Annotated in this window: 20 protein-coding genes, 1 other RNA gene and 1 pseudogene; 15 read left to right on the forward strand and 7 right to left on the reverse strand. The window is 29.7% G+C overall.

Features of this window, described 5'->3' with window-relative positions; all coding sequences use genetic code 4:
- Positions 1–259 precede the first annotated feature (259 nt).
- The 5 genes and pseudogenes from HLA87_RS01630 (at position 260) to HLA87_RS01650 (ending at position 5,061) form a co-directional block, all read left to right on the forward strand.
- Positions 260–961 carry an Mbov_0400 family ICE element protein gene (locus HLA87_RS01630; RefSeq protein WP_171111275.1) on the forward strand — a complete coding sequence of 234 codons (702 nt, stop codon included), beginning with the start codon at positions 260–262 and terminating at the stop codon, positions 959–961.
- A 106-nt stretch (positions 962–1,067) separates the two neighbouring features.
- A pseudogene (locus HLA87_RS01635) lies at positions 1,068–1,523 on the forward strand (Mbov_0399 family ICE element protein); the annotation flags it as partial.
- A 181-nt stretch (positions 1,524–1,704) separates the two neighbouring features.
- A complete protein-coding gene (locus HLA87_RS01640; protein ID WP_171111280.1) occupies positions 1,705–2,391 on the forward strand; it encodes an Mbov_0400 family ICE element protein in 687 nt (228 codons plus the stop codon).
- Between the two features lie 45 nt (positions 2,392–2,436).
- Positions 2,437–3,720: an Mbov_0401 family ICE element transposase-like protein gene (locus HLA87_RS01645; RefSeq protein ID WP_171111283.1), complete on the forward strand. Its 1,284-nt coding sequence runs from the start codon at positions 2,437–2,439 to the stop codon at positions 3,718–3,720.
- 549 nt (positions 3,721–4,269) lie between these two features.
- Positions 4,270–5,061 carry an alpha/beta fold hydrolase gene (locus HLA87_RS01650; protein WP_171111285.1) on the forward strand — a complete coding sequence of 264 codons (792 nt, stop codon included), beginning with the start codon at positions 4,270–4,272 and terminating at the stop codon, positions 5,059–5,061.
- A gap of 71 nt (positions 5,062–5,132) precedes the next feature.
- On the opposite strand, the gene HLA87_RS01655 is transcribed toward HLA87_RS01650, so the two are convergent.
- From HLA87_RS01655 to HLA87_RS01675, 5 genes are all read right to left on the reverse strand, one after another.
- Positions 5,133–5,885 carry a YebC/PmpR family DNA-binding transcriptional regulator gene (locus HLA87_RS01655; protein ID WP_171111287.1) on the reverse strand — a complete coding sequence of 251 codons (753 nt, stop codon included), beginning with the start codon at positions 5,883–5,885 and terminating at the stop codon, positions 5,133–5,135.
- A gap of 1 nt (position 5,886) precedes the next feature.
- On the reverse strand, positions 5,887–6,690 hold the full coding sequence (gene nadE, locus HLA87_RS01660; RefSeq protein WP_171111289.1) for an NAD(+) synthase: 804 nt from the start codon (positions 6,688–6,690) through the stop codon (positions 5,887–5,889).
- Positions 6,691–6,792: 102 nt separating this feature from the next.
- On the reverse strand, positions 6,793–7,707 hold the full coding sequence (locus tag HLA87_RS01665; RefSeq protein WP_171111291.1) for an HpyAIV family type II restriction enzyme: 915 nt from the start codon (positions 7,705–7,707) through the stop codon (positions 6,793–6,795).
- A 1-nt stretch (position 7,708) separates the two neighbouring features.
- Entirely contained in the window at positions 7,709–8,596 is an 888-nt protein-coding gene (locus HLA87_RS01670) for an alpha/beta fold hydrolase (RefSeq protein WP_171111292.1), read from the reverse strand.
- A gap of 81 nt (positions 8,597–8,677) precedes the next feature.
- Positions 8,678–10,138 carry a DUF2179 domain-containing protein gene (locus HLA87_RS01675; RefSeq protein ID WP_171111294.1) on the reverse strand — a complete coding sequence of 487 codons (1,461 nt, stop codon included), beginning with the start codon at positions 10,136–10,138 and terminating at the stop codon, positions 8,678–8,680.
- Positions 10,139–10,306: 168 nt separating this feature from the next.
- Here HLA87_RS01675 and gyrB point away from each other — a divergent pair, with 168 nt between their 5' ends.
- From gyrB to smpB, 3 genes are all read left to right on the forward strand, one after another.
- The gene (gene gyrB, locus HLA87_RS01680) at positions 10,307–12,238 is read left to right on the forward strand and encodes a DNA topoisomerase (ATP-hydrolyzing) subunit B (protein WP_171111297.1); all 1,932 of its coding nucleotides are present in this window, start codon (positions 10,307–10,309) and stop codon (positions 12,236–12,238) included.
- Between the two features lie 131 nt (positions 12,239–12,369).
- On the forward strand, positions 12,370–12,684 hold the full coding sequence (locus HLA87_RS01685; protein WP_171111298.1) for a thioredoxin family protein: 315 nt from the start codon (positions 12,370–12,372) through the stop codon (positions 12,682–12,684).
- 96 nt (positions 12,685–12,780) lie between these two features.
- Positions 12,781–13,224, forward strand: a complete 444-nt coding sequence (smpB, locus tag HLA87_RS01690) for an SsrA-binding protein (RefSeq protein WP_171111300.1) — start codon at positions 12,781–12,783, stop codon at positions 13,222–13,224.
- Positions 13,225–13,244: 20 nt separating this feature from the next.
- Here the strand turns inward: smpB and HLA87_RS01695 are convergent, their stop codons facing one another.
- Positions 13,245–14,225 (reverse strand): LacI family DNA-binding transcriptional regulator, encoded by a 981-nt coding sequence (locus HLA87_RS01695; RefSeq protein WP_171111302.1) that lies wholly within the window; start codon positions 14,223–14,225, stop codon positions 13,245–13,247.
- Positions 14,226–14,270: 45 nt separating this feature from the next.
- Here HLA87_RS01695 and ffs point away from each other — a divergent pair.
- An RNA gene (gene ffs, locus HLA87_RS01700) (signal recognition particle sRNA small type) lies at positions 14,271–14,367 on the forward strand.
- A 41-nt stretch (positions 14,368–14,408) separates the two neighbouring features.
- Here ffs and rsmD read toward each other — a convergent pair.
- The gene (gene rsmD, locus HLA87_RS01705) at positions 14,409–14,957 is read right to left on the reverse strand and encodes a 16S rRNA (guanine(966)-N(2))-methyltransferase RsmD (RefSeq protein WP_171111305.1); all 549 of its coding nucleotides are present in this window, start codon (positions 14,955–14,957) and stop codon (positions 14,409–14,411) included.
- Between the two features lie 47 nt (positions 14,958–15,004).
- Between rsmD and def the strand changes: the two genes are divergently transcribed.
- From def to HLA87_RS01735, 6 genes are all read left to right on the forward strand, one after another.
- Positions 15,005–15,577: a peptide deformylase gene (gene def, locus HLA87_RS01710; RefSeq protein WP_171111307.1), complete on the forward strand. Its 573-nt coding sequence runs from the start codon at positions 15,005–15,007 to the stop codon at positions 15,575–15,577.
- Between the two features lie 99 nt (positions 15,578–15,676).
- A complete protein-coding gene (locus HLA87_RS01715) occupies positions 15,677–16,807 on the forward strand; it encodes a hypothetical protein (protein ID WP_171111308.1) in 1,131 nt (376 codons plus the stop codon).
- A 54-nt stretch (positions 16,808–16,861) separates the two neighbouring features.
- A complete protein-coding gene (locus HLA87_RS01720; RefSeq protein WP_171111311.1) occupies positions 16,862–19,015 on the forward strand; it encodes a helix-hairpin-helix domain-containing protein in 2,154 nt (717 codons plus the stop codon).
- Between the two features lie 80 nt (positions 19,016–19,095).
- A complete protein-coding gene (gene dnaE / locus HLA87_RS01725; RefSeq protein ID WP_171111312.1) occupies positions 19,096–22,005 on the forward strand; it encodes a DNA polymerase III subunit alpha in 2,910 nt (969 codons plus the stop codon).
- 8 nt (positions 22,006–22,013) lie between these two features.
- On the forward strand, positions 22,014–22,889 hold the full coding sequence (locus tag HLA87_RS01730; RefSeq protein WP_171111314.1) for a 5'-3' exonuclease: 876 nt from the start codon (positions 22,014–22,016) through the stop codon (positions 22,887–22,889).
- Positions 22,890–23,032: 143 nt separating this feature from the next.
- Positions 23,033–25,051, forward strand: coding sequence for a variable surface lipoprotein (locus tag HLA87_RS01735; RefSeq protein WP_171111317.1), 2,019 nt, complete (start codon positions 23,033–23,035; stop codon positions 25,049–25,051).
- Positions 25,052–25,130: the final 79 nt, after the last annotated feature.

A 25,130-nucleotide genomic window follows, 5' to 3' on the forward strand; every position in this document is an offset into this window, starting at 1 on the left:
AAATTAAAACGCTAAAAACTAAAAAATTCTTTGGAAATAAGAAAAAGTAGTGTAAAATAATAACATAAGACGACACAGCTAAACCCTAGAATCCGGTTTTTCCGACAGTCTATAAAGGATGTAAAGGCACACAGTGTTTGATTCCTATACTATACTTGATTCAACATAGTGGATAGAATATGGTAAGTGGCCCCCTAAAAGAGCGAAAGCTCTTTTTTTGGTTTTTTATTACTTTATAATTTTATCAAGGAGGTTATTCATGCAAAATAACACATATTGAAGATTCAAACAGCAACAGTTTAGAACGTTGAAAATAAGTAGAAATTTAGATAAAACTGAAATTGCATCATCACATCCTCTTGTTGTATTTTACACAGATGATAAGGTTTATTATTTAACTGCTAAAACATGAAGAAATCAAATTCCTCAAGATAAAGACCTAGATGTATATTTTAAAAACGGTTCTATAGATCACGGTAGAGGTGAAATAATAAATTGTTCATCAATTAACATAATGAATAGAAAGGAATTTGAGTCTATATTTGAACCTATGAAGTATCCTAATGGTGAATCAATAAGTTCAGATAAATATGCAGAAATTATCAATAAATTAAATGAGAATATACAGGATGGTAATATTGCTTTTAATGAATGCTATTTATCTAAAGATAGAAATAATAAAATAATTGTAGATTGAAAAGATAAAGTAAATACAAGCGAAATTAAAGATTTAAAAGAAAATATTAATGCTATATCATTATTAGATAAAAATGAGCTTCAGGACTTTTTAAATGGTAATGACAAAATATTAGATAATAAAAAGAATGTATTAAAAGATAAACCTCCAAAATCTTTATGTTCTAATGAAATGAAACCAAATGCTGGTAAACCGTTCCCGAACAATCCAAAACCCGAAACAAGTCCTCCTGCAGAAACTTTTACATTGAAATTAAAGATGTAATATTAATATGAACATAGCGAGGCTATGTTTTTTTATAATTGAATTACGAATTATGAAATTAATATATTTAGTAATGAACTAGATTTGAGAAAATACTATTTTAACAAAACAAAAAAAATTCAGTTATAAAGAAAACGTATTATCCAAACAGAGAGACAAAGTAATAGTCGATATTAATGAGTATTTACAAAAAACTTACGATATTAAATATGGAATAGATTGAGATTTAGATTTAAATGAACTAAATAATTCCTTGCGGCTTTTAACAAATGAAAAAAATATATTAAAATCGATACAGATAAAAATTCGGCCAATTGCCGGTAGTTCAAAAAACGCTGCCGAGTTTACAATTGAAAATATCTTGAATAGCTCCGTCATTGATGATTTAGATGATGTTGTTGTTGAGTTGCCAAATAATAATGATGATATTCAAAAGCAAAAAGCAAAAAATAAGAAGCTTTTAATATCTATTTTAGCCCCTTTAGGCCTTATAACTTTGGGAATTAGTATAGCATTAGGCTGATTTATTAAAGTGAGATACTTTGATAAAAAAATTAAATAGAAAAAATATTTTGCTTTTCTTTGAAAGTATAGTATACTAATAACGAATAAAATGAGCGGTTATTTAATCATATAAATAGCGTATAGCTCTAAGCCAGCACAAGAAGGGTGCTTAAAAGAACTAATGGAAACATTAGTTTTTTTAATATAATTTTGTTATGAGAAAATTTAAATAATTAGCAATGAACAATCTACCAATTATTAACTTTGATAGACGCGGTTTGCGAATAACAGGAACAAAGTATCATCCAGTGGTTGTTTTTTATACCGGTAATGATGTATGATATCTAAATTCTCGGTCATTAAATTATAGGGGCACATCAAGCCCTAAGAGGTTTTTCTCTGGCGAAATAAAATTAATTGATAATGACGGATATGAATCGTTAGTTGATTTAACGAGCATTCAAGTAATGGATAAGAAACAATTTCATAGTTATTTTGCTGAAGGCGAATTTAGTAGATTAGATAATTTAATTGATAGTAGGCAATGTAAAGAAATCATCACTGGTTTATTTGAAAGAATCAACGATGAAAAAAACAAGGTTCTTACAATTCAACGTATTAACTTAGAATTAAATAACGGCAAATACCAAGCGCATAATAAAATCATTCACTCACAACCAAATAAGTTGACGGACACGCCATTAACTTTTGAAGAAAGCACACAAATAGCCAATTTAAAACAAATATTAAGACAACTTAATAAAGTTGATGTGCAAGATTTAAGCTGATTTACAGAACAAGATAATGTCCAACTGGAAATACGGAAGCATAAAAATACTTTAATTAATTCAGAAAAAGTGCAAAAGCAAAAGGTCGTGGAGGAAGAAAGCGACTCACAGGCTTTTACATTTAAATTAAAGATGTAATATTAATATGAACATAGCGAGGCTATGTTTTTTTATAATTGAATTATGAATTATGAAATTAATATATTTAGTAATGAACTAGATTTGAGAAAATACTATTTTAACAAAGCAAGAGAATTAAATTTTGCTGAAGAAGAATTTCGAAATAAAATACGTTTCGAAAAATATCCAGACTGGAAAATAGCAAAACAAAAAACTCATAAATGAATTACGATGGGCGGTAGTTTCGAATTAAATTATACGATGTATGAATATCTAGATAATAGGGGCAAAAAACGTCGAATAACATATTATCATGATGTAATAATAGAACGTTTAAAGCGGTCTAAATATGATTTTGATTTAATTAAATTTTGTATTATAAGCGACTTAAATAATCAATCATTACCGTCTGAATTGATACCTTTAAAGCCATCAAAACAACTATTATATGAGATGAAAAAACGATTCAAAATCGACGAGCAAATCGATATTCAAAACAACAAAAAATATTTAGAAAATGCCAATAGATTTAAGCTTAGAAATCAGAAAAAAATTCACGTTGAAATTGATGATTTATTCACTAGATTTCAAGGTATAAAATACCGTCCTAAAATGAGGGTTAGAGAGGTAATTTTACACACTAATTTTCTTAGTAAAAATGCAGCTAAAAAACACTATCAAAACAGCTCGGCAATATGTTATTTTTTCACTAAAAATTTGCAAGATAAATCATCAAAAAATGAACTTACAAATTTAGAAAATTTCTTTAATAAAGAGTTTAAAAAATTAAATATTTGCCGTAAAAAAACCGTCTTAAAAGGCGATGGCGCTATTTGAATGGGTGATTTTGCAAGTAAAATCAAGGTTAAATATAGCCTTGATTATTTTCATTTAGTAAAGAAAATAAACGATACTTTTGGGTTTGGAAAATTCAATTCTAAGGACAATAAACAGCTTTATAAATCATGATTTAGCACGACTTTTGGCGCAAGATGAGTTGATTTATTTGGGGCGATTTTTGATAAAAAATATGCTTTAAATTATCATAATTATGAAACTTTAAAACAAACATTTCTAAATGAAGCAAATGATTTGGGTGTCGATAAAAAATACATAAGAGAAGCAAAATTACTATTCAAATATATTAAAAATCATGTTAATAACATTTGAAATAACGAAGGAAAAATCGTTTTGAATAAGAGTTATACCGAGCATTTTGTTTATCACTCATTCAAAAAACATATCAAAAAACCGAATGCATTGTTTTCAAAAAAACATATTAAAACTAAAGTTATTTATAAAAATTTATTGCGAAATATAGCGACTATTTTTAACGATATAGGCTAAATTTTGCTGGTGTATAAACATTAAATAATTACAAGAAACAAAATTATTTTATTAATGTTTTTAGGCGAAAAATTATGCCTAATTATATGGTGGTGTCAAATCAGTGCCAGTGTCTATAAAAAACTGTATAACATAGTTATATAAAACAACAAAAAACCTTAATTGGTGCCAAATCGGCGCCAGAAATGAAATGCTGGTGCCAATCTGGTGCCAAATATTTAAAAAATCATATTACTATGTAATATGCAAGATAAATTGGCACTTCGGTTAGAAGTTTGTCGCCAACCTTATCTTGCCTTAAAAGGTGCGCGTGCGCGCGTAAAGGAAAAACAAAAACCTGACACCAGGTTATTTTGTTGTTTTTAAATTAATGACACCACGATAAATTTTGGGCTCATTAAAAAAAATGCTCAAAAATTTAACGAATCATAAAATGAGGTATAATTAAATCAGATATTTAAGACGCTTGCGCTTGAATTAACACACTAAAATTTTACGCTTCCTTAAATGCTTATTGTATTGGTAAAATGTAAATGCTAAGGAGGCAATATGAATATTAAATATGATTATCCATATGTTTTTAAAAACAATGAACAGCCACATAAACCCGTAATATTTGTTCATGGTTTTAACTCAAAACCAGCGACATTTTCAATTTTTGAAAATTATTGAACAAAAACGGACTACTACGCAATTCAATTCCCGGGCTGCAATGGCGTAAAAGCGATAAAAAATCATGAGTTAAGTGTGAACCAATATGCTGAATTGTTAATCAAATTTATGATTGATAACAATCTTAAAGATGTTACATTAATCGGTCACTCAATGGGGGGCGGAATTATTTCATTAGCTTATAAATTGCGTCCTGATTTAATCGGTAAAATGGTATTTGTTGCACCGATGAATAAAACTTCTTTAAAAACTGTAGATACTTATAATACAACATATTTCCCAAAAAATTTTGAAGAATTTTTAAACTTTTTATCTGTTCTTTACTATGATATTAGCAAATTTACAAACGATAAAAAATGAATGAAACTAGCTAAAGAAAATTTCGATCCCAACGAACACAATAACGCCGATGTAATTAAATTAGGTAATTCATTGCCTTTGTTAGAACTTCATGACGAAATTGAAGACGGATTAAAGTCAATCAAAGTACCTTCATTATTAATTTTAGGTGAAAAAGATGGAGTAATTGATAGAGAAAATTGCCTAAAATATTTTAACAAAAACGTTGAGAATATCAAAACGGTTTTTATACCGAAAACTGGTCACATGATGTTTGAGGAAAATTGGGAAGAATTTATTTCAATTTTAGAACCTTTTATAATTTCTTAAAAAGAATAAAATATTATTTTAAACAAAAAATTAACATTTTTGAGATGTTAATTTTTGTTTTGGATTTTTAATTATTCTTCGTCATCAACTTCTGGAAGTTCTATGTTGTGGAAAACCTCTTGAACATCGTCGTCATCTTCAAGTTTAGCAATGAATTCCTTAATTTTTTCTGCCTTTTCTCCATCAAATTCAACAGTTGAATTTGGTACATATGTAACTTCACATTGTAAAAATTCAGTGATTCCTAATTCGTTTTCTAATGCTGACTTAAGTTCTGGGAAACTTTCAGGAGCACATGAAATAAGATATGAACTTTCATCGGTGTCAATGTCTGTTGCACCATGATCTAGTGCGCACAATGTTATTGTATCTTCATCGATTAAATCTTTAGAAACCTCTAACACTCCTTGTAAATCAAATTGAAATGGAACTTGACCTGTCTTGCCTAATACGGCATTTTGACGGTTGAATAGTGCAGCCATAGATGATTTAGTTCTATTCATGTTGTCACTTAGAGTTTTGATTAAGAAGGTAGCTCCTCCTGTTATTGTTGCATTAAATAATGTTTCAACAAAATTTGCTCCGTCTTTAGCTTCTCCTTTAGCTTTTGCTAATGCTCTCTCAATATTTGCTTTTGGCATATTTTTTGATTTTGCTTTAGCTATTGCAAGTTTTAAAGCTGGGTTAGAGTCTACATCAGCTCCTCCTGGTCCTGTAGCAACAACATAAATTTCTTTAAATAATTTTTGAAATATTTTTCCTCTTGCCTTATCTTGAGCACCTTTACGGTGCGCTATGTTCGCTGAATGTGAATGTCCTGCCATTTTATTTCTCCTTTTTAAAAAATTCTTTTATTGATTTTGGTTGATAAGCCTTTTGTCTTTTATGATGAGTGTTTTTATGCAACCTATCGATTTTTAATTTTATATCACTATTTATTAAATTAAAATTATTATTTAAATAATTATCTAAATCGGCATAAGAAAATCCAAGTTCATCTTCATCACTTTGACCCTCTCATAAACCTGCTGATGGTTTTTTATTAATGATTGATTCAGGAACATTTAAATATCTCGCCATCAATTGCACTTCATTTTTTAATAATCGACTTATTGGCAAAATATCAACTCCGCCATCACCATGTTTTGTAAAATATCCAATGAATAATTCATCTTCATTGTCAGTTCCTGCAACAATATAGTTGTGTTGTTGAGCCAGAGCATACAATGTTGTCATTCTTAATCTTGGCTTAATATTACTTAAAGACATTTTGTCTTCTACACACGTTACACGTGTAATTTCGTCAAAAGTATTTTTTAAGTCTACAGTGACTGTTGATAGGTACAAATTTTTCTTTAGCTCCTCAATATGTGCTAAATCAAAACTCATTGAATCAATGGGCATCACCACGCCAAGTGTGTTATCAGGAAAAGCCTTTTTGGCTAATGCTGCAACCAAACTTGAATCAATTCCACCGCTTATTCCAACTATAATTCCTTTTGCGTGAGCTTTTTTAACTCTTTGGGTTAATCAGTCAACTAAATAATCTACATACTCCTTAATCTTTTTAGAATCAGGTCTTGCATTAATTGAATTATCAACTCTTAAACCAACGCGCTTTATCGACATAATTTCCTCCTAATAAATAGTTATTACAATTATAAAGTATTATTTAAAGATAAAAGTATTAGAAATTACTATAAAAATTGCAATAAAAAAAGCCATAAGGCTTTAGCTTACTTCAGAAACGGATTCGACTAGCTTAGAATTTCTCATATGACTAGCTCTACTATAAGAATTATCGCCTTCATCTCCAAAAATTAAATTTCTTAGTAAAACCATATCAGGATTATCAGAGCTTAGTTTTTCTCAGGCAGAATTGCTCAAGCCAACCATGAATTCAAAAGTTTCCGGATCATTGTTTAAGTCTGGCATTTTTAAAAAGAAATCTAAATTTTGATTTTTAAAATTAGCAATATATGATTCGATTTCGTCTCACTGTGTTCTTAAATTAAATTCATCAAATAATTCAGACCCGTATTTAACGTCTACAATTGATTCTTCAGTGTTTACAGCTCGAAAAGCTTCCTTGTATTGTTCTTCATTTCTTGTATATAATGAATCGACGAATCATATTAAAATTTCTACTTTAGGAGTTTTATCATTAGCTCTTAAAGCTTTAATTCTTTTCGTAAACATTTCAATAGTTTTACCCACTTCATTTTTTGAGCCGATATCTCTTTTTTTAGGGAAAACTAGCGATAGTTTCGTATTATCTTTATTTTTAAAAGCAAGCGGTGCTCTAAATTTAATTATTTCACTAGCATTAACAATGTCTTCTGGAGTTAAGTTTTCTCCGTCTCAAGCTTCAATCTTTGATGTGTCCACATAATTTAAACAATATGAATTTTCAACATGCTCAACTTCTGCTTCATTTAAAACAAATTCTCCACATTCAATAATAAATTTATAATACTTATTTTCTTGAGTTCTTAAAAATGATTGTTCCATTTTAGTTAATACATTGAACGGGTGTAATTTAGAATTAAATCTAAAGGGACTTTCTAATAACTTTAACAATAATTTTGGTCCATTCCCATTCATTAATAATTGTTTTAATCTCAATTCAAAACTTGTGTAATCCATGTTATTCTCCTAATTCTTCTAATATTTCAGTATTTAAGTCATCGATGTCTTTTCAACTACTGAATTCAATTTTGTGTTTTTTAATCGTAACAAATCTGTTTCACCAATGTCTATTTTTGTTTAAAGAAAACGAATTTAAATATTCATTTGCCTTTATTGGATCATCCTTGATTGGTGAATGTCCTTTGCCAATTATGGTAAAAGGAATACCCAGTTCGTTTGCATACTTCTCAAAATGTTTTGCACCAATTATTGCATCATTAGACCCTACTACAAAATTCATCTTTTTGGCATTTGCTGAATATAGTTCGCCCAATGAATCCAGATATTCTTTATTCAAGATAACTTTTTCAAGTAAGGAGGCTCACACACCTTTTTTACTAAATGATTCAACCAATTTAGCTGTTTTTTTGAATTTTTCACTCACTTTTACAATTAACTTTCCGATTACATCTGATACAAAATTTGTGGGTGCTATTGCTGATTTTAAAATACTATAACTATTATTTTCAGTCATTGTGGGATTTACGGTAGACATCATTATAACTTTATTGACACGTTTATCGTCTGCTAAATTTAATGCTACAACACCACCCATCGAATGACCTAAAACAATAATATTTTTTGTTTTTATAGAATTCAACAGTAACTTTCCAATATTTATTCAGTCTTCGATATTTATTTCGTCTGGGTTTGGTTTTTGAGTATATTTCGAACCAATAAAATTAGCTGCAACAACATTATAAGTTTTTTTAAACGGTTCAAGTTTACTTATAAAATCACTACTTGAATTTATTCCATGACAAAATAATATTGTTGTATCTTTTTTATTATCTTCTAAATAAACGGGAACTTTTTTATTTTTATATTTAATATAGTTTAATAGCATAGTTTAATTATAGATTAATGATTATCTTTTAACGATATTAAATCAAATTAAATTTTGAAATAAAAAAGTGGGTTCGCCACTTTAAAATTTACTGTCCGGAATATATAATCTACCATCAACTGATGATACATTCGAAACCGTAATCAATGCATTTTCGTCAACTGCACGTATCTTTTTAATTAAACGTGGAACTTGTTTGTATAAAGTAATTGATGATAATACCTTGGTTTTTGAACCTGAGTAACCGCCTTCACCCACCGTTACTGTAAAACTATTAATTGTTTTTTGGTCGCCAATAATGGCAGCTTTAATTGCTGACATATGAGGTGAATAAACTTTACATTGAACAATTTTAAATCTTGGAAATAATTTATTCAATGCAAATACAAAGACAAAGTTAGAGATTAGAGTTGAAACAAAGTTAGGTGAGAAATACATTGCTGGAGACCAACTTAATTCCTTAAATTGTTGCAATGTTTCAATAATTCTTCCTTTTTCAAATTCAGTAAGGTTCACTTTATTAGTTTCGAATCATGTTTCCATATTTTTGAAGAAATCACTGTTCATTATTGATGCTGTATCAGTTGCAGAAATACCTTTAGCGAATGAATTAATCAATAAGCTTCCTGGTAGATATGAACCAATAGCAACTGCAACAACCAAAATACCTAGATTAATGTATCCATTAATTGTTCCAAAGTTTTTTTGTTTAACAACAGACATGTATTCCCCAATAATTCCAGTAACACCTGCTGAACCACCAATTATGGCAATCACAGCAAAGAAAAATGCTAACAAGAATCCATACACAACACCAAAAATAATTTGTGCTATTACGTTACCCGCATCATTTCAGCTTAAAGGAATCAATTGTCACATTTGATCTTTCCCAGATCAATATTCACTTGAAATATAATTCTTTAATTCATCGGGGATATCGCTGTGTGAAAAGTTTCCGATGATATATAACTTATCTGAACCAGGAATTTGCCCAACAGCAAATGAAACAAGGCTAGACACCACCAAGAATAGTAATGTAAGCATTGTAAATACCTTTCCAGTCTTTTTCCATCCAAAAATAAAAATAGGAATAGATAAAATAATATATAAGATTCAGAATAAGGCGTGGTCAATAACGTTATAAATTGCCGGAGTAATATTTGGGTTATTTCTAAGCAAAACGTTAGTAATTCTAGCAGTCGCTTGACCAAACGCAGCTGCTCCAAAGTTATAAATACCTGGGTTTTTAACTAAAAACACACTAATAATCCCAAAAACTACTGCAAAACCAGATGTAATTAACATAAGTTTTCACATTGGCATTGGTGCGTAAAATCTTGAGAGTCTTAGTACAAAGTTAGACAATTTTGTGTATTTATATTTTGTGTTTTTACGTTCAACAGTTTTTGAAACAGGGCTGTCAGGTTCTTGAGTAAAAATATCGACATTTTGAACTTGATTTTTAGTTTCTGAAGCAATAAATTCTTTTTGATTTTTGCTTTCCTCACTGGTAAACTCACTCTTTTTTTCAGAATTTTCCATTTTTTCTCCTTTCATGAGTAATTTGAATAAAAAAACTGCACTAAAAAAATTTAGTTACACTTTAATGTATTAATTATAAATTATTTTTCACAAAATTCAAAACATATATAATTAGAATATAGTATTTAATATTAATATATATTAAAGATACAATAATAAGGAGAAATAATGAGCGAAATAAAAGAATATGGCGCCTCGAATATTAAGGTTCTAAAAGGTTTAGATCCTGTCAGAGTGCGTCCTGGAATGTACATCGGTTCAACAGGCCCAAGGGGTTTACACCACTTAATTTGAGAAATCGTCGACAACTCAGTTGATGAATGTATGGCCGGTTACGCCGATAAAGTGACAATAACATTAACCAATGACGGATACGTAGAAATCGAAGATAATGGTAGAGGTATACCTACTGACCCACACCCAGAGACTGGTTTATCAACTGTAGAAACTGTTCTTACCGTACTACACGCCGGTGGTAAATTTGACTCAGATAGCTACAAAGTTTCCGGTGGACTTCACGGTGTTGGTGCTTCGGTCGTAAATGCATTGAGTGACGATTTTCATGTTTGAGTAAAACGGAATGGTAAATTACATTATGCGCACTTCCAAAATGGTGGTCATATTGCTCAACATCTAACAGTAATTAATTCTGTTGAAGCTGATGACACTGGTACTAAAGTTAAATTTCACCCAGATTTCAGTATCATGGATCAACATCCGTTTGATAAAAACGTTGTTGTTGACCACGCTAAACAAATAGCTTATCTAAACCGTGGACTTAAAATCAGTGTAATTGACCAAAGAGATAACACTACTAATATTGAATTCCATTTTGAAGGCGGGATTGTTGACTATGTTAAAGAATTGAATAAAGGTCAAAAATTAATTCACCCAGAAGTCATATATGCTGAAGGCGAATATTCGCACGGCGATGAACCTGCAGTTGCTGTTGAGGTAGCCGTGCAATATAACGAAAAAATTACAAGTAATGTTGTAAGCTACGCAAATAACATCATTACAGTCGAAGGTGGAACACATGAATTAGGTTTCTATGATGCTCTTGTTCGTTTAATTAATAATTACGCAACCATTAATTCGTTTATTAAATCTGAAGATGAAAAATTTACTCGTGATGATGTTAAAGAAGGTATCGTTGCAATTATTTCAATTAAACACACCGAACCTGTCTTTGAAGGTCAAACAAAAGGAAAACTGGGAAATAAAGATGCGCGTGGAGCTGTTAATAAAGTATTTAGCGAATCTCTAGAACGTTTTTTAAACGAAAATCCCAATGAAGCTAAATTATTAATTCAAAAAGTTTTAGCTGCCAGAAGATCTAGATTAGCTGGACAAGCAGCAAGAGATGCTGCACGCCGTAAAACAGTATTTGATTCGGGTTCTTTACCAGGCAAATTAGCTGATTGTTCATCGAAAAATGCTGAAATCAGTGAATTATACATTGTCGAAGGTAATTCAGCCGGTGGATCGGCTAAAAATGGACGTAACAGAGAAACACAGGCTATTTTACCTCTACGTGGTAAAGTTATAAATGTTGAAAAAAATACACCAAGTAAGGTGTTTGCTAATGCTGAAATTCTATCATTAATTTCCGCATTAGGAACTGGAGTTGGCGAAGAATTCAATATTAATAAATTAAGATATCATAAAATTGTTATTATGACTGATGCTGACGTTGACGGTTCACATATTAGAACGTTACTATTAACATTCTTCTATCGTTACTTTAGACCTCTAATTGAGTATGGTTTTGTCTACATTGCTCAACCACCTTTATTTAGACTTCAACAAGGTAAAACTATCAAATATGTTTATACCGATCAAGAAAAAGAAGAACTAATGGCACAAATGAACAATGGACAAAAAATCACCGTTCAACGTTATAAAGGTCTTGGTGAAATGGATGCTGAGCAACTATGAGAAACCACAATGGATCCCGACAATAGAAAAATGTTGCAAGTCCAAATAGCAGACGCTGCTCGTGCTGACTGAACATTCACAACTTTAATGGGTGATGAAGTTTTCCCGCGTCGTGAATTTATTGAAGAAAATGCCAAGTATGTTAAAAATATTGATTTATAATTAACTTAAAAAAAGCAGTCTGACTGCTTTTTTCATTAAATTCTAAAAAAATGAAAAAAAGCAGTTTTTTATACTGATAAATAAAGTTTTTATATTAAAATAACGATATAAATTTAGAAAGGAATAATAATATGTTATACGAAATTACTGAACAAGAATATTTAGAAAACGTTCAAGGCAAACACGAAAAACCTTATGTTTTAGTTTTCCATGCTATATGATGTCCGCCGTGTAGAAATTTTAAATTTTCGTTGGAAGAATTAGCTGAAAATGATGGTGTTGATGTATATCGTGTTGATGTAGATGCTAACAAACAACTTTCTCAAGAGTTCGCTGTTAGAAACTTGCCAACTTGATTTGTTTTTAACAAAAATGAAGTTGTTGAACAAGTTACAGGATACCACACATACGAAGAATTAGCTAACATTGTTAAAAAATACTTATAGAAATCGAGGCAATTAGGTACTCGATTTTTTAATTATCAAATATGTATTCTGTTTATTATGACAAAAATACTTCCTAATTGTTATAATTTCACTACTATGAAAATTATAAGCGATAACAGAAGAGGACTGCATAGCAACACAATACACGAAAAATACGAAGCGGGAATAGTTTTACAGGGTTGAGAAGTCAAATCAGCTCGTGCTGGAACTGTACAGTTGACTAATTCATATTGTTTTTTCAAAAATAACGAACTTTATTTAAGTAATGCTACATTCAAACAATTTATGTTAGTTAAATGTGACGAAACGCAAGATCGAAAGTTGTTAATGCACCATAATGAATTACTTAGACTTCAAAACAAAAAAGAAAGAATGGGTAATGCGACAATAATACCCACGAAAATCTATTTTAATAATCAATCAAGAATAAAAATTGAAATTGCTTTGGTAACAGGAATGAATAAAGCTGATAAAAGAGAAGCTATCAAAAAAAGAGATAATGATCGTTATCTTCAAAAGGTTCTTAAAAATTTTAAATAATAAAAATGCCGTTTGGCATTTTATTTTTGTGTAATGATCATTGGCTTGAATAAATTTGATAACGTCTCACCTGGAGTGTAGGTGTCATTGAATTTGGCCATTTCAGTGTCAAATATCATTTTTTCGATTTGCTCACCTATTTTGCGGTAATCAATAAAAATTTTAGTTTTATATTTCTTTTGAGTGTCATAAATTGATTGAAAACCAATGTCCGTTAATCTTAGTTGGTTATCGTTAGATGACACTAGGTTAATGAAAGTTTCATGTGTTGAACAAACAACATTTGAGTGTTTGTTATCAATTAAGAATTTTTGGAATTTTTGTAATTCGTGTATTTTTTTATTTTCAACAAAATAACGTTCATATTGAATCTTCATTTTATCGCAGGCTTTATGGAAACCTGAAAATCTTAGTTCTCTTTGTCTTGGAGATAACTTATTATCATCAGCATATATAACCTGTTGATTTGGTTCGATATAATCAGAAAACGTTTTTGTGACAGAATAAAACGCATTTTCCACATCAACGTCAACTCAGTTAACTCCTTCGATTTGTTCGCCGTATACAACCGTTATAGAGTCAAATACTTGTTCTCTGATAAATTTAATAATTTGTTCATTTTCGGTTTTAGGTAAAAAGAAAACAATCGCGTTAGGTTTTCACGCCATACAATATTTAATAGTTTCGATATATTCGTCTTGTTCAGGGGCAGAGTGAGTAATAAACACTTTTTTATTGCGTTTTTTTGCTCCCTGTTCAATACCGTTCATGATATGGGTATATGAATTTTCATACCATTCAGGAACAATGATGAATATCGAACGACTTCTTCCTTTTATCAGTCTCGCACCATTGTTTGGGTAATAACCGTGTTCTTTAACTACTTTATCAATTTTAGCTCTTGTTTTTTTACTTACGTAGCCACCATTATAATAGCGACTAACAGTACTGATAGAAACTTTTGCTAATTTTGATATATCTTTATATGAAAAACTTCTCATATTTAAATTATATAAAATTTAAAGATATATTTTTTTAGTTTATAATAATTAAGTCAATGGAACAATAACCTTGTAACCTGGTCAGGGCGGGAACGCAGCAGCCATATCAAGAAGTGTTGTGTCTGTTGACTTTTTGTATTCAATTACAGTAGTTTTCGGAACATATTTTTTTGAAGGAGGTTTTTAAATATTATTTGAAACAAACAAAATTGTTGTTTTGCCATATTGTTTAGTTTTCTGAATTAGCATGTTTTCTGGAATAATAATTTTATTAATATCATCAGTTTCAATTATTAAATAACCTAAATCATTTAAAAAATTATTAGTTGAAATTAGGTTTAAACATTGATTTAACAAATGATATTCTTGATATGGCGGATCAATAAAAATAAAATCAAAATTACGCCCTGTTTTTGTCTTTAAAAACTCAATTGCACTCATTTTATAGACTTCAGCATTATGAATTTTTAGATTATTTAAATTTTCATTTATTGTTTTTATGGCCTCTTTATTAATATCAACAAAATATGCCTTCATTGCATTATTGCTTAAAGATTCAATTCCCATAGCACCGCTGCCAGCAAATAAATCAAGAACTATAGTGTCTTCTAATTCAAATCTTAGTGAATTGAAGATGGCTTCTCTAATATTGTCTTTAGTTGGTCTGGTTAAATCTGTTTTAGGTTGTTGTATTAACAATCTTCGATATTTTCCTGAAATTATTCTTAACATTTTTCACCTCGCAAAATATTGTTTATTTATGGTATTATAATTAAACTATGAAATACAACGTAAAATTAGTTAAATTGCCAAATAAAGTTCTAAGACAAAAATCTAAAGATATTCCAATTCCATTAAGACCCGAGGATGTAGAATTAGCTGAAACTATGATTTATCATATTGATGATAGTCAAACCGAAGGAACGATATTTCAACCAGGTGTTGGTGTTGCTGCGGTTCAATATGGTATTTTGAAAAATATGTTTTATATAAACACTACCGAAATAGACCCTCTGTTATTGAATAAACAACCAAATCAAATAAAAGATGTATTCATCAATCCCAAAATAATAGCAAAGTCGGACTTTAAAATTTCATTAGAAGATGGTGAAGGTTGTCTAAGTGTCGGACGAAACATAAGTGGCCAAGAAGGTTATGTTTATAGAGCTAACAGAATAGTGTTTGAAGCTTATTCATATACACAGAAAAAGGTTGTAAGAATGGATCTTGAAGGGTATTTAGCAATTGTCGCACAACATGAACTTGACCATCTCGAAGGAAAACTTTTTATCGATAGAATAAACAAAAAAAATCCTTGAAATGCGGAACCCAACTCACGTTTGTTAAGCTAATATTTTTAAATTTCAGTATAAACTACTGATTTTTTATTTTTTTAAATTGGAAGATAGTAAATTATTATCTTAATAAATATTAAATAGTAAAATAAAGTCATGGAAACTTTAAATAATTATCTCGAACCAATAAAAAAATTTTTTGGTTCCGCAGACAAACCTTCAATGGGTTTATTGCCAATTGCGATATTTATCATTTTTTGCTTAATAGCGGCTTTATGAGGATATTTCAAAGGGGTCTGATCCGCAATAACAATGTTAATTTTAACAACAATTGGCGCTGTTTTAGCCTTTGCAATAGCCCCAAAAATACATTGGGTTGAAAAAATCATAGATACGAGTAAAGAACCTTATAGTAATTACAAGGAAGAAATTGAGGCTATAATTGCGGGTTTAAATCTCTTTGTGATACTGGCCTTAATCCAAATCATCGCATTGATTATCACTGGAATATCAATGAAAATTTCAAGATTAACAGCTCGCCAACTAAAGAAAAGAAATAAAAAAACCTTATTAGTTAAAACGTTAGGTTTGGCTGTCGCCCCACTATCGGCGTTGCCTTTTGCGTCGGCCACGGTTAATATTTCTGGTATCTTTGGATATAATAACAAACCAATTCAGATAAACGACGCTTTGTTGGAAAAATTGTCACAAGGAAAGATTAAGGGATTATCTAGATACTTGCCAATAGTGACTACAGCAATAAAAATTTCAATGGATAAAGAAAACATACAAAATATTTCAAACATTAGTGAAACGTTTACCGAATCCCCTAGTGCCGATTACAATAAGGAAACAAATACATTAACTATTACTCCATTTAGTAAAGAACCGACACAAGAACAAATCCAAACATTTAATTCAACAACAAGCTTAATTTCTACTATTTTGGATGGCACTTCAAAAACCGAAGAATCTTATAATGTGTTTGTAAAAAGTATTGCACAAATACCTGTTGATGAAGAACAAAAACAACAAGCCAAACAAGCATTGAATGATTTTGTTCAAAAAGTAAAAGATGAGGGTATAGATCCATCCAAAACCAAAGTAAACCTTAATTTAATTTCTAATGATTTAAAACCTATAACAGCAAACTTAACAAAAGAGCAAAAAACAAGAGTTGTAACCGAATTAGCAAATCACTTCCTAGGAAGTATAGATGAAGAAACAACAGCAATTGCTGTGGGTTTATTAGATTCATTAATAATTAACCAAAATGCGGCTGCTTAGCCGTATTTTTTTAAAATAATAGAGTACAATATAGAAATTAGAAATGAGGTGAAAATGAATATATCAATATCATATGTAGCAAAAAAATTAAACATAACCGAGGGGCAAGTAGAAACAGTTTTAAATTTATTGGCTGATAATTCAACGGTTCCATTTATTGCGCGTTATCGTCAACAACAAACAGGCGGACTCGATGAAGAAGCAATTCAAAAAATAAATGATTTATATACTTACGATGTTGAATTAAACAAACGTAAAGAAGCAATTATTGAAATCCTTAAAGAGAAAGAACTTTTGACTAAAGATATTGAAAATAAACTTAAAAAAGCAGAAACTAAGTCGGAAGTAGAAAATATTTATGAGCCATTTAAAGTTGGTAAAAAAACAAAAGCTACTGAAGCAATCGCCTTAGGTTTGGAACCACTTGCGCTTGAAATAATGAATAATATAGATCCGAAGTACAATCCATATCAAGATGCGCAAAAATATTTAAATGATAGTGTGCCAACTATTGAGTTTGCTATTGAACAAGCTCAATATATAATTAGTCAAATAATTTCTCAGGATGCTTCAACAAGAGAATATGTAAAAAAACAACTCTGAAACTTTGGACAAATCGTTACTAAAATTAAGAAAAATGCAGTTGACGAAAACCAAAATTTTCAACAATATTATGATTATTCAGAAAAAGTCAAAACCATTCCAAATCATAGAGTTCTGGCTATATCTCGTGGAGAAAATAAAAAAATATTATCTTATGACATAAACTATAATGAAAATGTAATTTTATACACGTTAAATAATATTTATTTCAAAAACAAAAAAACCGGAAAAATCATTAACGAAGCAATAAAAGATAGTTTAGACCGCCTAATTCTTCCTTCAATCATTAGAGAAATTAAAGCCGATTTGTTTGCTAGAGCAGAAAAAGAAGCTGTTGAATTGTTTGCTAATAGTTTAGAAAACATGCTGTTATGGCCTGCGGTTAAAAATAAAACAGTGCTGGCAATAGACCCAGCCTATGTTAACGGTTGTAAGATTGCTGTAATTGATCCGCAAGGAAACTTTTTAACAAAAAATATTATCTATCCAACACCTCCAAGAAATGAAAAAATACTTTCCACCAAAATAGTCAACCAATTAATTGACAAATATAATGTTAATGTTATTGCTATTGGGAATGGTACTGGTTCACGAGAAACTGAAGAGTTCATTTCTGACCTATTGAAAAATAGACCTAATAGCAAAAATGAAGACATTGCATTTGTTGTTGTTTCAGAAGTCGGTGCATCTGTTTACTCAGCATCCAAAATTGCACAAGAAGAATTCCCTGATTTTAGTGTAGAAGAACGTTCTGCAGTAAATATTGGGCGCAGATTCCAAGACCCATTAAATGAGTTAATTAAAATTGACCCCAAATCAATTGGAGTGGGACAATATCAGCACGATGTAAATCAGAAAGACTTGTCTAAAGCCTTAGGTTTCAAAATCGATAAAGTCGTCAACAAAGTAGGTGTAGATTTAAACACTGCTTCAAAAACTATTCTTACTTATATTTCTGGATTAAGCGAGAAGATGGCGGAAAATATCATTGAATATAGAAATGAGATTAAAAAATTCAAAAACAGAAATCAATTGAAGAAAGTCAAGGGAATTGGACCAAAAGCTTTTGAACAAAGTATCGGATTTTTAAGAATTCATGATTCTAAGAATTTCTTTGACAGAACATCAATTCACCCAGAGTCATATAAATTAGCTACTGAAATATGCGATTACCTTGAAATAGATTTAGATGATATCGACATCGATACATTGGAAAATCAAAATATTGAAGAACTAGCAAAAAAATTCAATTCCAATGTGTTTGACGTTGCATTAATTATAGAATCACTTAAAAACCCTACCAAAGACATTCGCGACGAGAAAGATGGATATATTTTGAAGAAAGACGTTTTAAAAGCCGAGGATGTTGTAAAAGGTATGCTTATAGACGGAAGCGTACAAAGTATTACTGACTTTGGCATATTCGTGTATATTGGAATTAAACAAAATGTATTAATCCACATAAGCAACATGAAAAAACATCCAAAACATTTCGTTAAATCGCCAGCCGATATTGTTAAAGTCGGAGATAACATTAAAGTTGAAATTATTGATAATGATTTAGAACGTGGACGTATCCAAGGAAAATTAATTTACGAAGACTAATTAAGCAGAATAAAACCTGCTTTTTTTATACTTTTTTCCTTATTTTAAATACTTTTAAAATAATTAAGTATGATATTAATATGAATAAATATACTAACTTATACAATACAACTGAATATACATTTTTAGATTCAATAATTAGGATTGATGACTTGGTTCGTTTAAGCAAAGAGCACGGATTGAATGCCGTGGCTTTAACAGATCATAATAATTTATTTGGTCTTGGTGCTTTTCTTAAAAGTTGTCAAAGATATGATATTAAGCCGATTATTGGAGTTGACTTAGACGTGGATGAGTACAGATTCATTTTACTAGCTAAAAACTATAAAGGTTTTCAAAAAATTAATTCTTTAATATTCAAAAAATCAAAAAATGCAACAATAAATATTGACGAAATCATTGACGAAAATATCTTTATCATAGATCACCCCGAATTAGGTTATTATGCCAAAACTGGAAAAACGGATTTAATTATCAGTGATAGTTATTATGTAAATTCCTATGATACTTCTATTAAAAATAGTATCATAACCAAAACAAACAAACTCTTATACGTAAAAGATAATGACACGCTAAATATTGTTCAGAAATTGTCAAATAATACTGAAAATAAGTTCGCAAACGACTATTTCGATAATTCAGTAACTGACTGCATAATAATAGATAGAATTAACTTCATTATTGATAATTGTAATTTTAAATTACCCTCAAAAAAACTTAATTTAGCAGACTTTAACAATAATGACGATGAAGATAATGAAAAATTATTAATAAAGTTATTGAATGATGGTTTAACAAGAATTTCACATGAGTTGCCCAAAAATAAAGATCTTTGGCGAGAGAGACTTGCTTATGAATTTGAAACAATAAAATCACTGGGTTTTATAAATTATTTTCTAATAATTCAAGATCTTGTGAATTGAGCAAAAAATAATAATATTGCTATTGGCCCAGGACGTGGAAGTGCCGCAGGGTCATTCATTTCATATTTATTAAATATTACATCTATAAACCCTTTAAAATATGATTTATTATTTGAGCGTTTTTTAAATCCCCAAAGAGTGTCATGACCTGATATTGACATAGATATTCAAGATGACAGAAGAATGGAAGTTTTTGAATATCTAAAAAACAAATATGGAAATGAGTATGTTGCATTAATCTCAACTTTTCAAACCTTTGGCGCTAAAATGGCGATTAGAGATGTCGGAAGGGTATTGGGAATTAGTTTAGTTACAATTAATGCAATATCAAAAACTTTAAGCACTAGTGAAACATTAACCGAGGCAATGCAAAGCAACATTAAATTTAAGTTGGCCATTGACAATTACCCAGAGTTATTAGAACATGCGTTAAAAATTGAAGGGCTTCCTCGTCAACAGAGTTATCATCCAGCTGGGTTAATTATTTCTAAGCAACCAATAATATCTTATGCGCCGGCTTCTTTAACAAATGATGGAAGTTATCAACAAGTTCAACTTACAATGGACTATACAGAACAATTTGGATTATTAAAGATTGATTTATTAGGGTTGAAGACATTAACAGAGGTACAAAACATGGAATATTTTATTCCTGAAAATGAATGGTTTGATAATTTGCTTGATAACGATCCAGCCAAAATGGCATTAAATGACCAATCCACTTTTTTAAGATTGAATTTAGGTTACACCGAAGGGATATTTCAATTAGAATCTCCAGGAATGAAAAAAACTATTGCAACTGTTCAGTTAAACTCATTCGATGATTTATACGCAATTATTTCTCTTTTTAGACCAGGTCCTTTGAAATATATTAAAAACTATGCGCAAAATAAACAAGACGCTGATTTAATAGAAAAAATTCATCCAGTTTATGATGAAATATTACGACCAACATTCGGTATTATGGTATATCAAGAACAAATTATGTTGATAGCACAAAAAGTAGCTGGAATGAGTTTTGTTGAAGCTGATTTTTTAAGACGAGCAATCAGTAAAAAGCATGAAGATGAAATTAAACAATACAAAGACAAATTTATTCAAGGTGCTTTAAATAACGGTCTAGAAATTTCACAAATTAAGAAAATTTATAAGAACATTGAACAATTTGCAGAATATGGTTTTAATAAATCTCACGCCGTGTCTTATGCTTATCTAACTATGAAAATGGCCTATTACAAAACTTATTACCCTTTAATTTTTTATTCAGCATTAATTTCAAATAGTAGAGGTGCACAAGATAAAATTGGTAAATATGTTGAAGAAATAAAAAAACAAAATTATATAGTTAACTCACCAAACATTTTGCACTCTCTAAATGCTTGTTTAATAAAAAATAAACAAATTTATCTACCATTTGATTTAATCAAAGGCTTCGGAAATGACGGAGTAAGCAAAATAATGAGTTCAATAAATGAATTGGGTCCATTTACAAACAATTTAAACGAAACTATTATAAGATTAAGATTTGCAGGTTTGACCGAGAACGCTTTAGATCTATTGGTCCGGGCAAATGTTTTTCGTGATTTTGGTCATATGAAATTTATTGAAAATGCAGTAAAAAACCTTTTAGAATGTTTTAAGTTAGTTTCAAATATGAATAATTGGCAAGAAGCCAAAGAAAAATTGACCAAATCGGGCTATCTTTCAATGGTTCACGACGAAGTTGAAAGAGATATTAATTATGAATCAACAAATGAAATATCTTTATTAGGTGCGTGTTACAATGCTTTTCCAACTATTGAATACGAAAAGCAATTTAAATATAAATTATCAACAATTCCTGATACCATAACAACAGAAATTGCAGTACAAGTTGTAAGAAAAACATTATTAAATGGAAAATCATTTTTTGTTATAGAAGTGAGCGATTCAACAATGAATCAAGCATTCTTTGTTAATAATAAAAATCAAAACGAATGGTCGCCTATTAATGTGGGAGATATAATAAAAATAAAAGTTTCAAATTCACGTGGTAAATTAAGATTGCTAGGATTTGGAATAATTTAAGGAGAGTTATGAATAAAGAAAAATTTTTACTAATTGATGGTAACTTTTTGTTGTTTCAATCGTTTTATGCATCATACCACCCATCAAGATCAGTCATGACCGATATGAACGGAAAAACAACGAATGGGGTTCATGTATTCTTGATGACTCTACATAAAATATTAGAATATATCAATCCTCAATACTTATTCATTGCTTTTGATGCTCATGGCAAAACTCACAGACACGAGTTGTACGATGATTATAAAGCTGGGCGTACAAAAGCTCCCGAAATAATTTTTGAACAATTCGCAATCATTAAAGAGATTTTAACTTGTTTGAAAATAAAATGATTTGAACAAGTTGGAGATGAGGCTGATGATTTAATTGCTACATTATCAAAAATTAAAGATGTAAATAAATATATATACTCAAAAGATCAAGATTTATTACAGTTGGTATGCGAAGACACGAGTGTTATCTTTAAAAATAAAGAAGGCGATTTCGATTTATACACAAAAGATAATTTTGAACAAATTCACATTATCAAACCTTCGCAAATTCCGGATTTAAAAGGTTTGGCCGGTGATACATCAGATAATATTAAAGGTGTAGCTGGTATCGGTAAAGTCGGAGCATTGAAATTAATTAATACTTACGGTTCTATCGAAGAGATTTATCGAAATATCGATAAAATAAAAGGGGCAACTAAACAAAAACTAATTGATGGACAAGACGATGCATTGTTTTGTAAAAAACTTACTATATTAAATAAAAATGTATCAATGAATACTGAGTTATCATTCTATTCATGTTCTAAAATTGACTTAAATAGCGGTCTAGAGGCAATGAAGAAATACAGTTTAAATACTGCATTTAGTAAATGATTATCATTTTTAAACTAAGGAGGCTTAATTTATAAAGCTTCTTTTTTTACCGGAAAAAATAACATTTTTTTCTGTTTATTCGGTTAAATAATGGTTAAAAGTCGCTTTTACAAGTAAAAAATATAAAATTTAAATGTATTTAAGATATTAAAAGGAGAAATATGAAAAAGAAAAAATTAGGCTTTTTAACACTGGCCTCAACATCACTAACTGCGATTCCTGTTATTGCCGCTTCATGCAATAACAAAAAGGACGAAAAGAAAAACTATGATCAATTGCTAAAGTTAACTATTGATTCCGAAATTAAAAAAACTAAAGAAGCTAAGGATGTATTAAAAACAGATATTTCTATCAGTGAAATTAAAGATGTGAAAATTGAAATAAAATCATTAGTACCAAGTAATAAAATAAAAACAAAATTAATTATTACTTTGACTGTAACAGAGAAAGATGGTAAATCATTAGAAGTTATTAAAGAACTAGATGGTTTTAAAGAACCAAGTAGTACAAAAACCCCTGAAACACCAGGAACGAATGCTGATACGCCAGGAACAAATACCGAAACACCAGCGAATAATAAGAAAAATGTAGCAAACGAAAATTTTGTAAATGCCGTACATATCACTAAAAGTGCAAAATCTTCTGAATTTTTCAATAATATTCAAGAAAACGCAACCATTTACTATGATTTTGGAACAAATTCATTTTTTGACAAAGAATATGTCAAAGGTGACAATGAAGCTAACAAAAATAGAGTTGAATTATTCCACTTAGAGGATTTTGTACCAGCATTTGGCGTTAATGTAGTACACCCTACAGAAGCAGACAAAAACATTAACAAAGTAACGCTTGTTAAAGATGGAAACAATTATTCACTAAAATTTAAATTTGGACAATACGATGCAAAAACCAAAAAAACCACAATCTTTGATGAAGTTTACACAACTAAAGCTGAAGCATTTGAATTTAGAACGAAAGCTGAATTGGACACTAAAATAGATACATTAACCTTATCATACCCTGATGTAGATAATGTTTTTGATAACCAAGCAACACAGGATAAAGTGAAATTATCTGACGAAAATGAAAAAATGGTTATTAAGTCATTTGATATTCTAAAAGGACAAGGAAAAGTAAAAGTTTCATTTGTGATTACAACACAAATTGGTGCCGAAACATTAGAAAGTAAAATTAAAGAAGTAACTATTGAAGGATTTAAAGTTGATAATTTTGAATCACAATTAGTCGGAGTAACTCTAAATTATCCAGATAAACAAAACGTAACTATAGAAAATATTGATGTTACTAAATTTACATTATCTAAAGATGATGCCCCATTTGAACTAACGGAAAATGCAACAGCAACATACAAAAAAGTTGAAAATAGCGAAAATAAATATAAAGGAACAATTTCTGTTGAAGCAACATTTGCAAAAAACGAACAAAATGTAGTAAAAACATACGAAATTAGTGGTTTTAAAACTGAAGCATTTAACTTACAAACATATGTTGATTCATTCAAATCAGTGACTCTTGATCCATCAATCAACAAATCTGAAACCTCAACAAACTCAATTACTAAAGATAGTTTTTCACTTGGTGAATTTGATAAAAAAGCAGTTAACGTTGAAATTACTAATGGAAAAATTAATGAAGCTAACACTTCAGAATATATCCTTACTTTAACTTTCACTGATTTAGTAAATGAAGGCGTAGAACTTTTAACAAAAGAATTTACAATCACCGGTTTTAAAGCGGGTGAAGAAATTAAACATTATTCTAATGAAAAAGTAGCTGAATTCGCTAAAGCACAAAAACTGTTTATTGTTGACCCTGTCAAAATTGAAGAAAATTTAGAAAACTTTGAAAAAGCAATAAAAAGTAAAAAACCACTAATAAAGGTAAAGAATAATAAAATTACATACGCCGATTCAACAATCACAGGTGATGTAATCGGGCTTTCCTTAAATCCTGATTTAGGTGTTATTTCATTAACACATGGTGGAAAAAATAATGGAACATATGTTAAACCTTATCCGAGAGTTAAAAATAATGGTGGAATCAGAATTATTAAAGATGAGAGTGGTACATTTAAACTTCAATTTAATTTAATTCTTGATGACCATGCCACGGTCGATGATGTTGTATATGAACAAATTTTATTCAACATTAATAAATAATGTCAGCAATAAAAACGGCGATTTATTCGCTTTTTTGTTGCTTTTTTAAATATTTTGATAACAGATGCAAACTTAGCAG

Origin of the sequence: Mycoplasma miroungigenitalium (genome assembly GCF_013008635.1) — a bacterium.
Lineage (GTDB): Bacteria > Bacillota_I > Bacilli_A > Mycoplasmatales > Metamycoplasmataceae > Mycoplasmopsis > Mycoplasmopsis miroungigenitalium.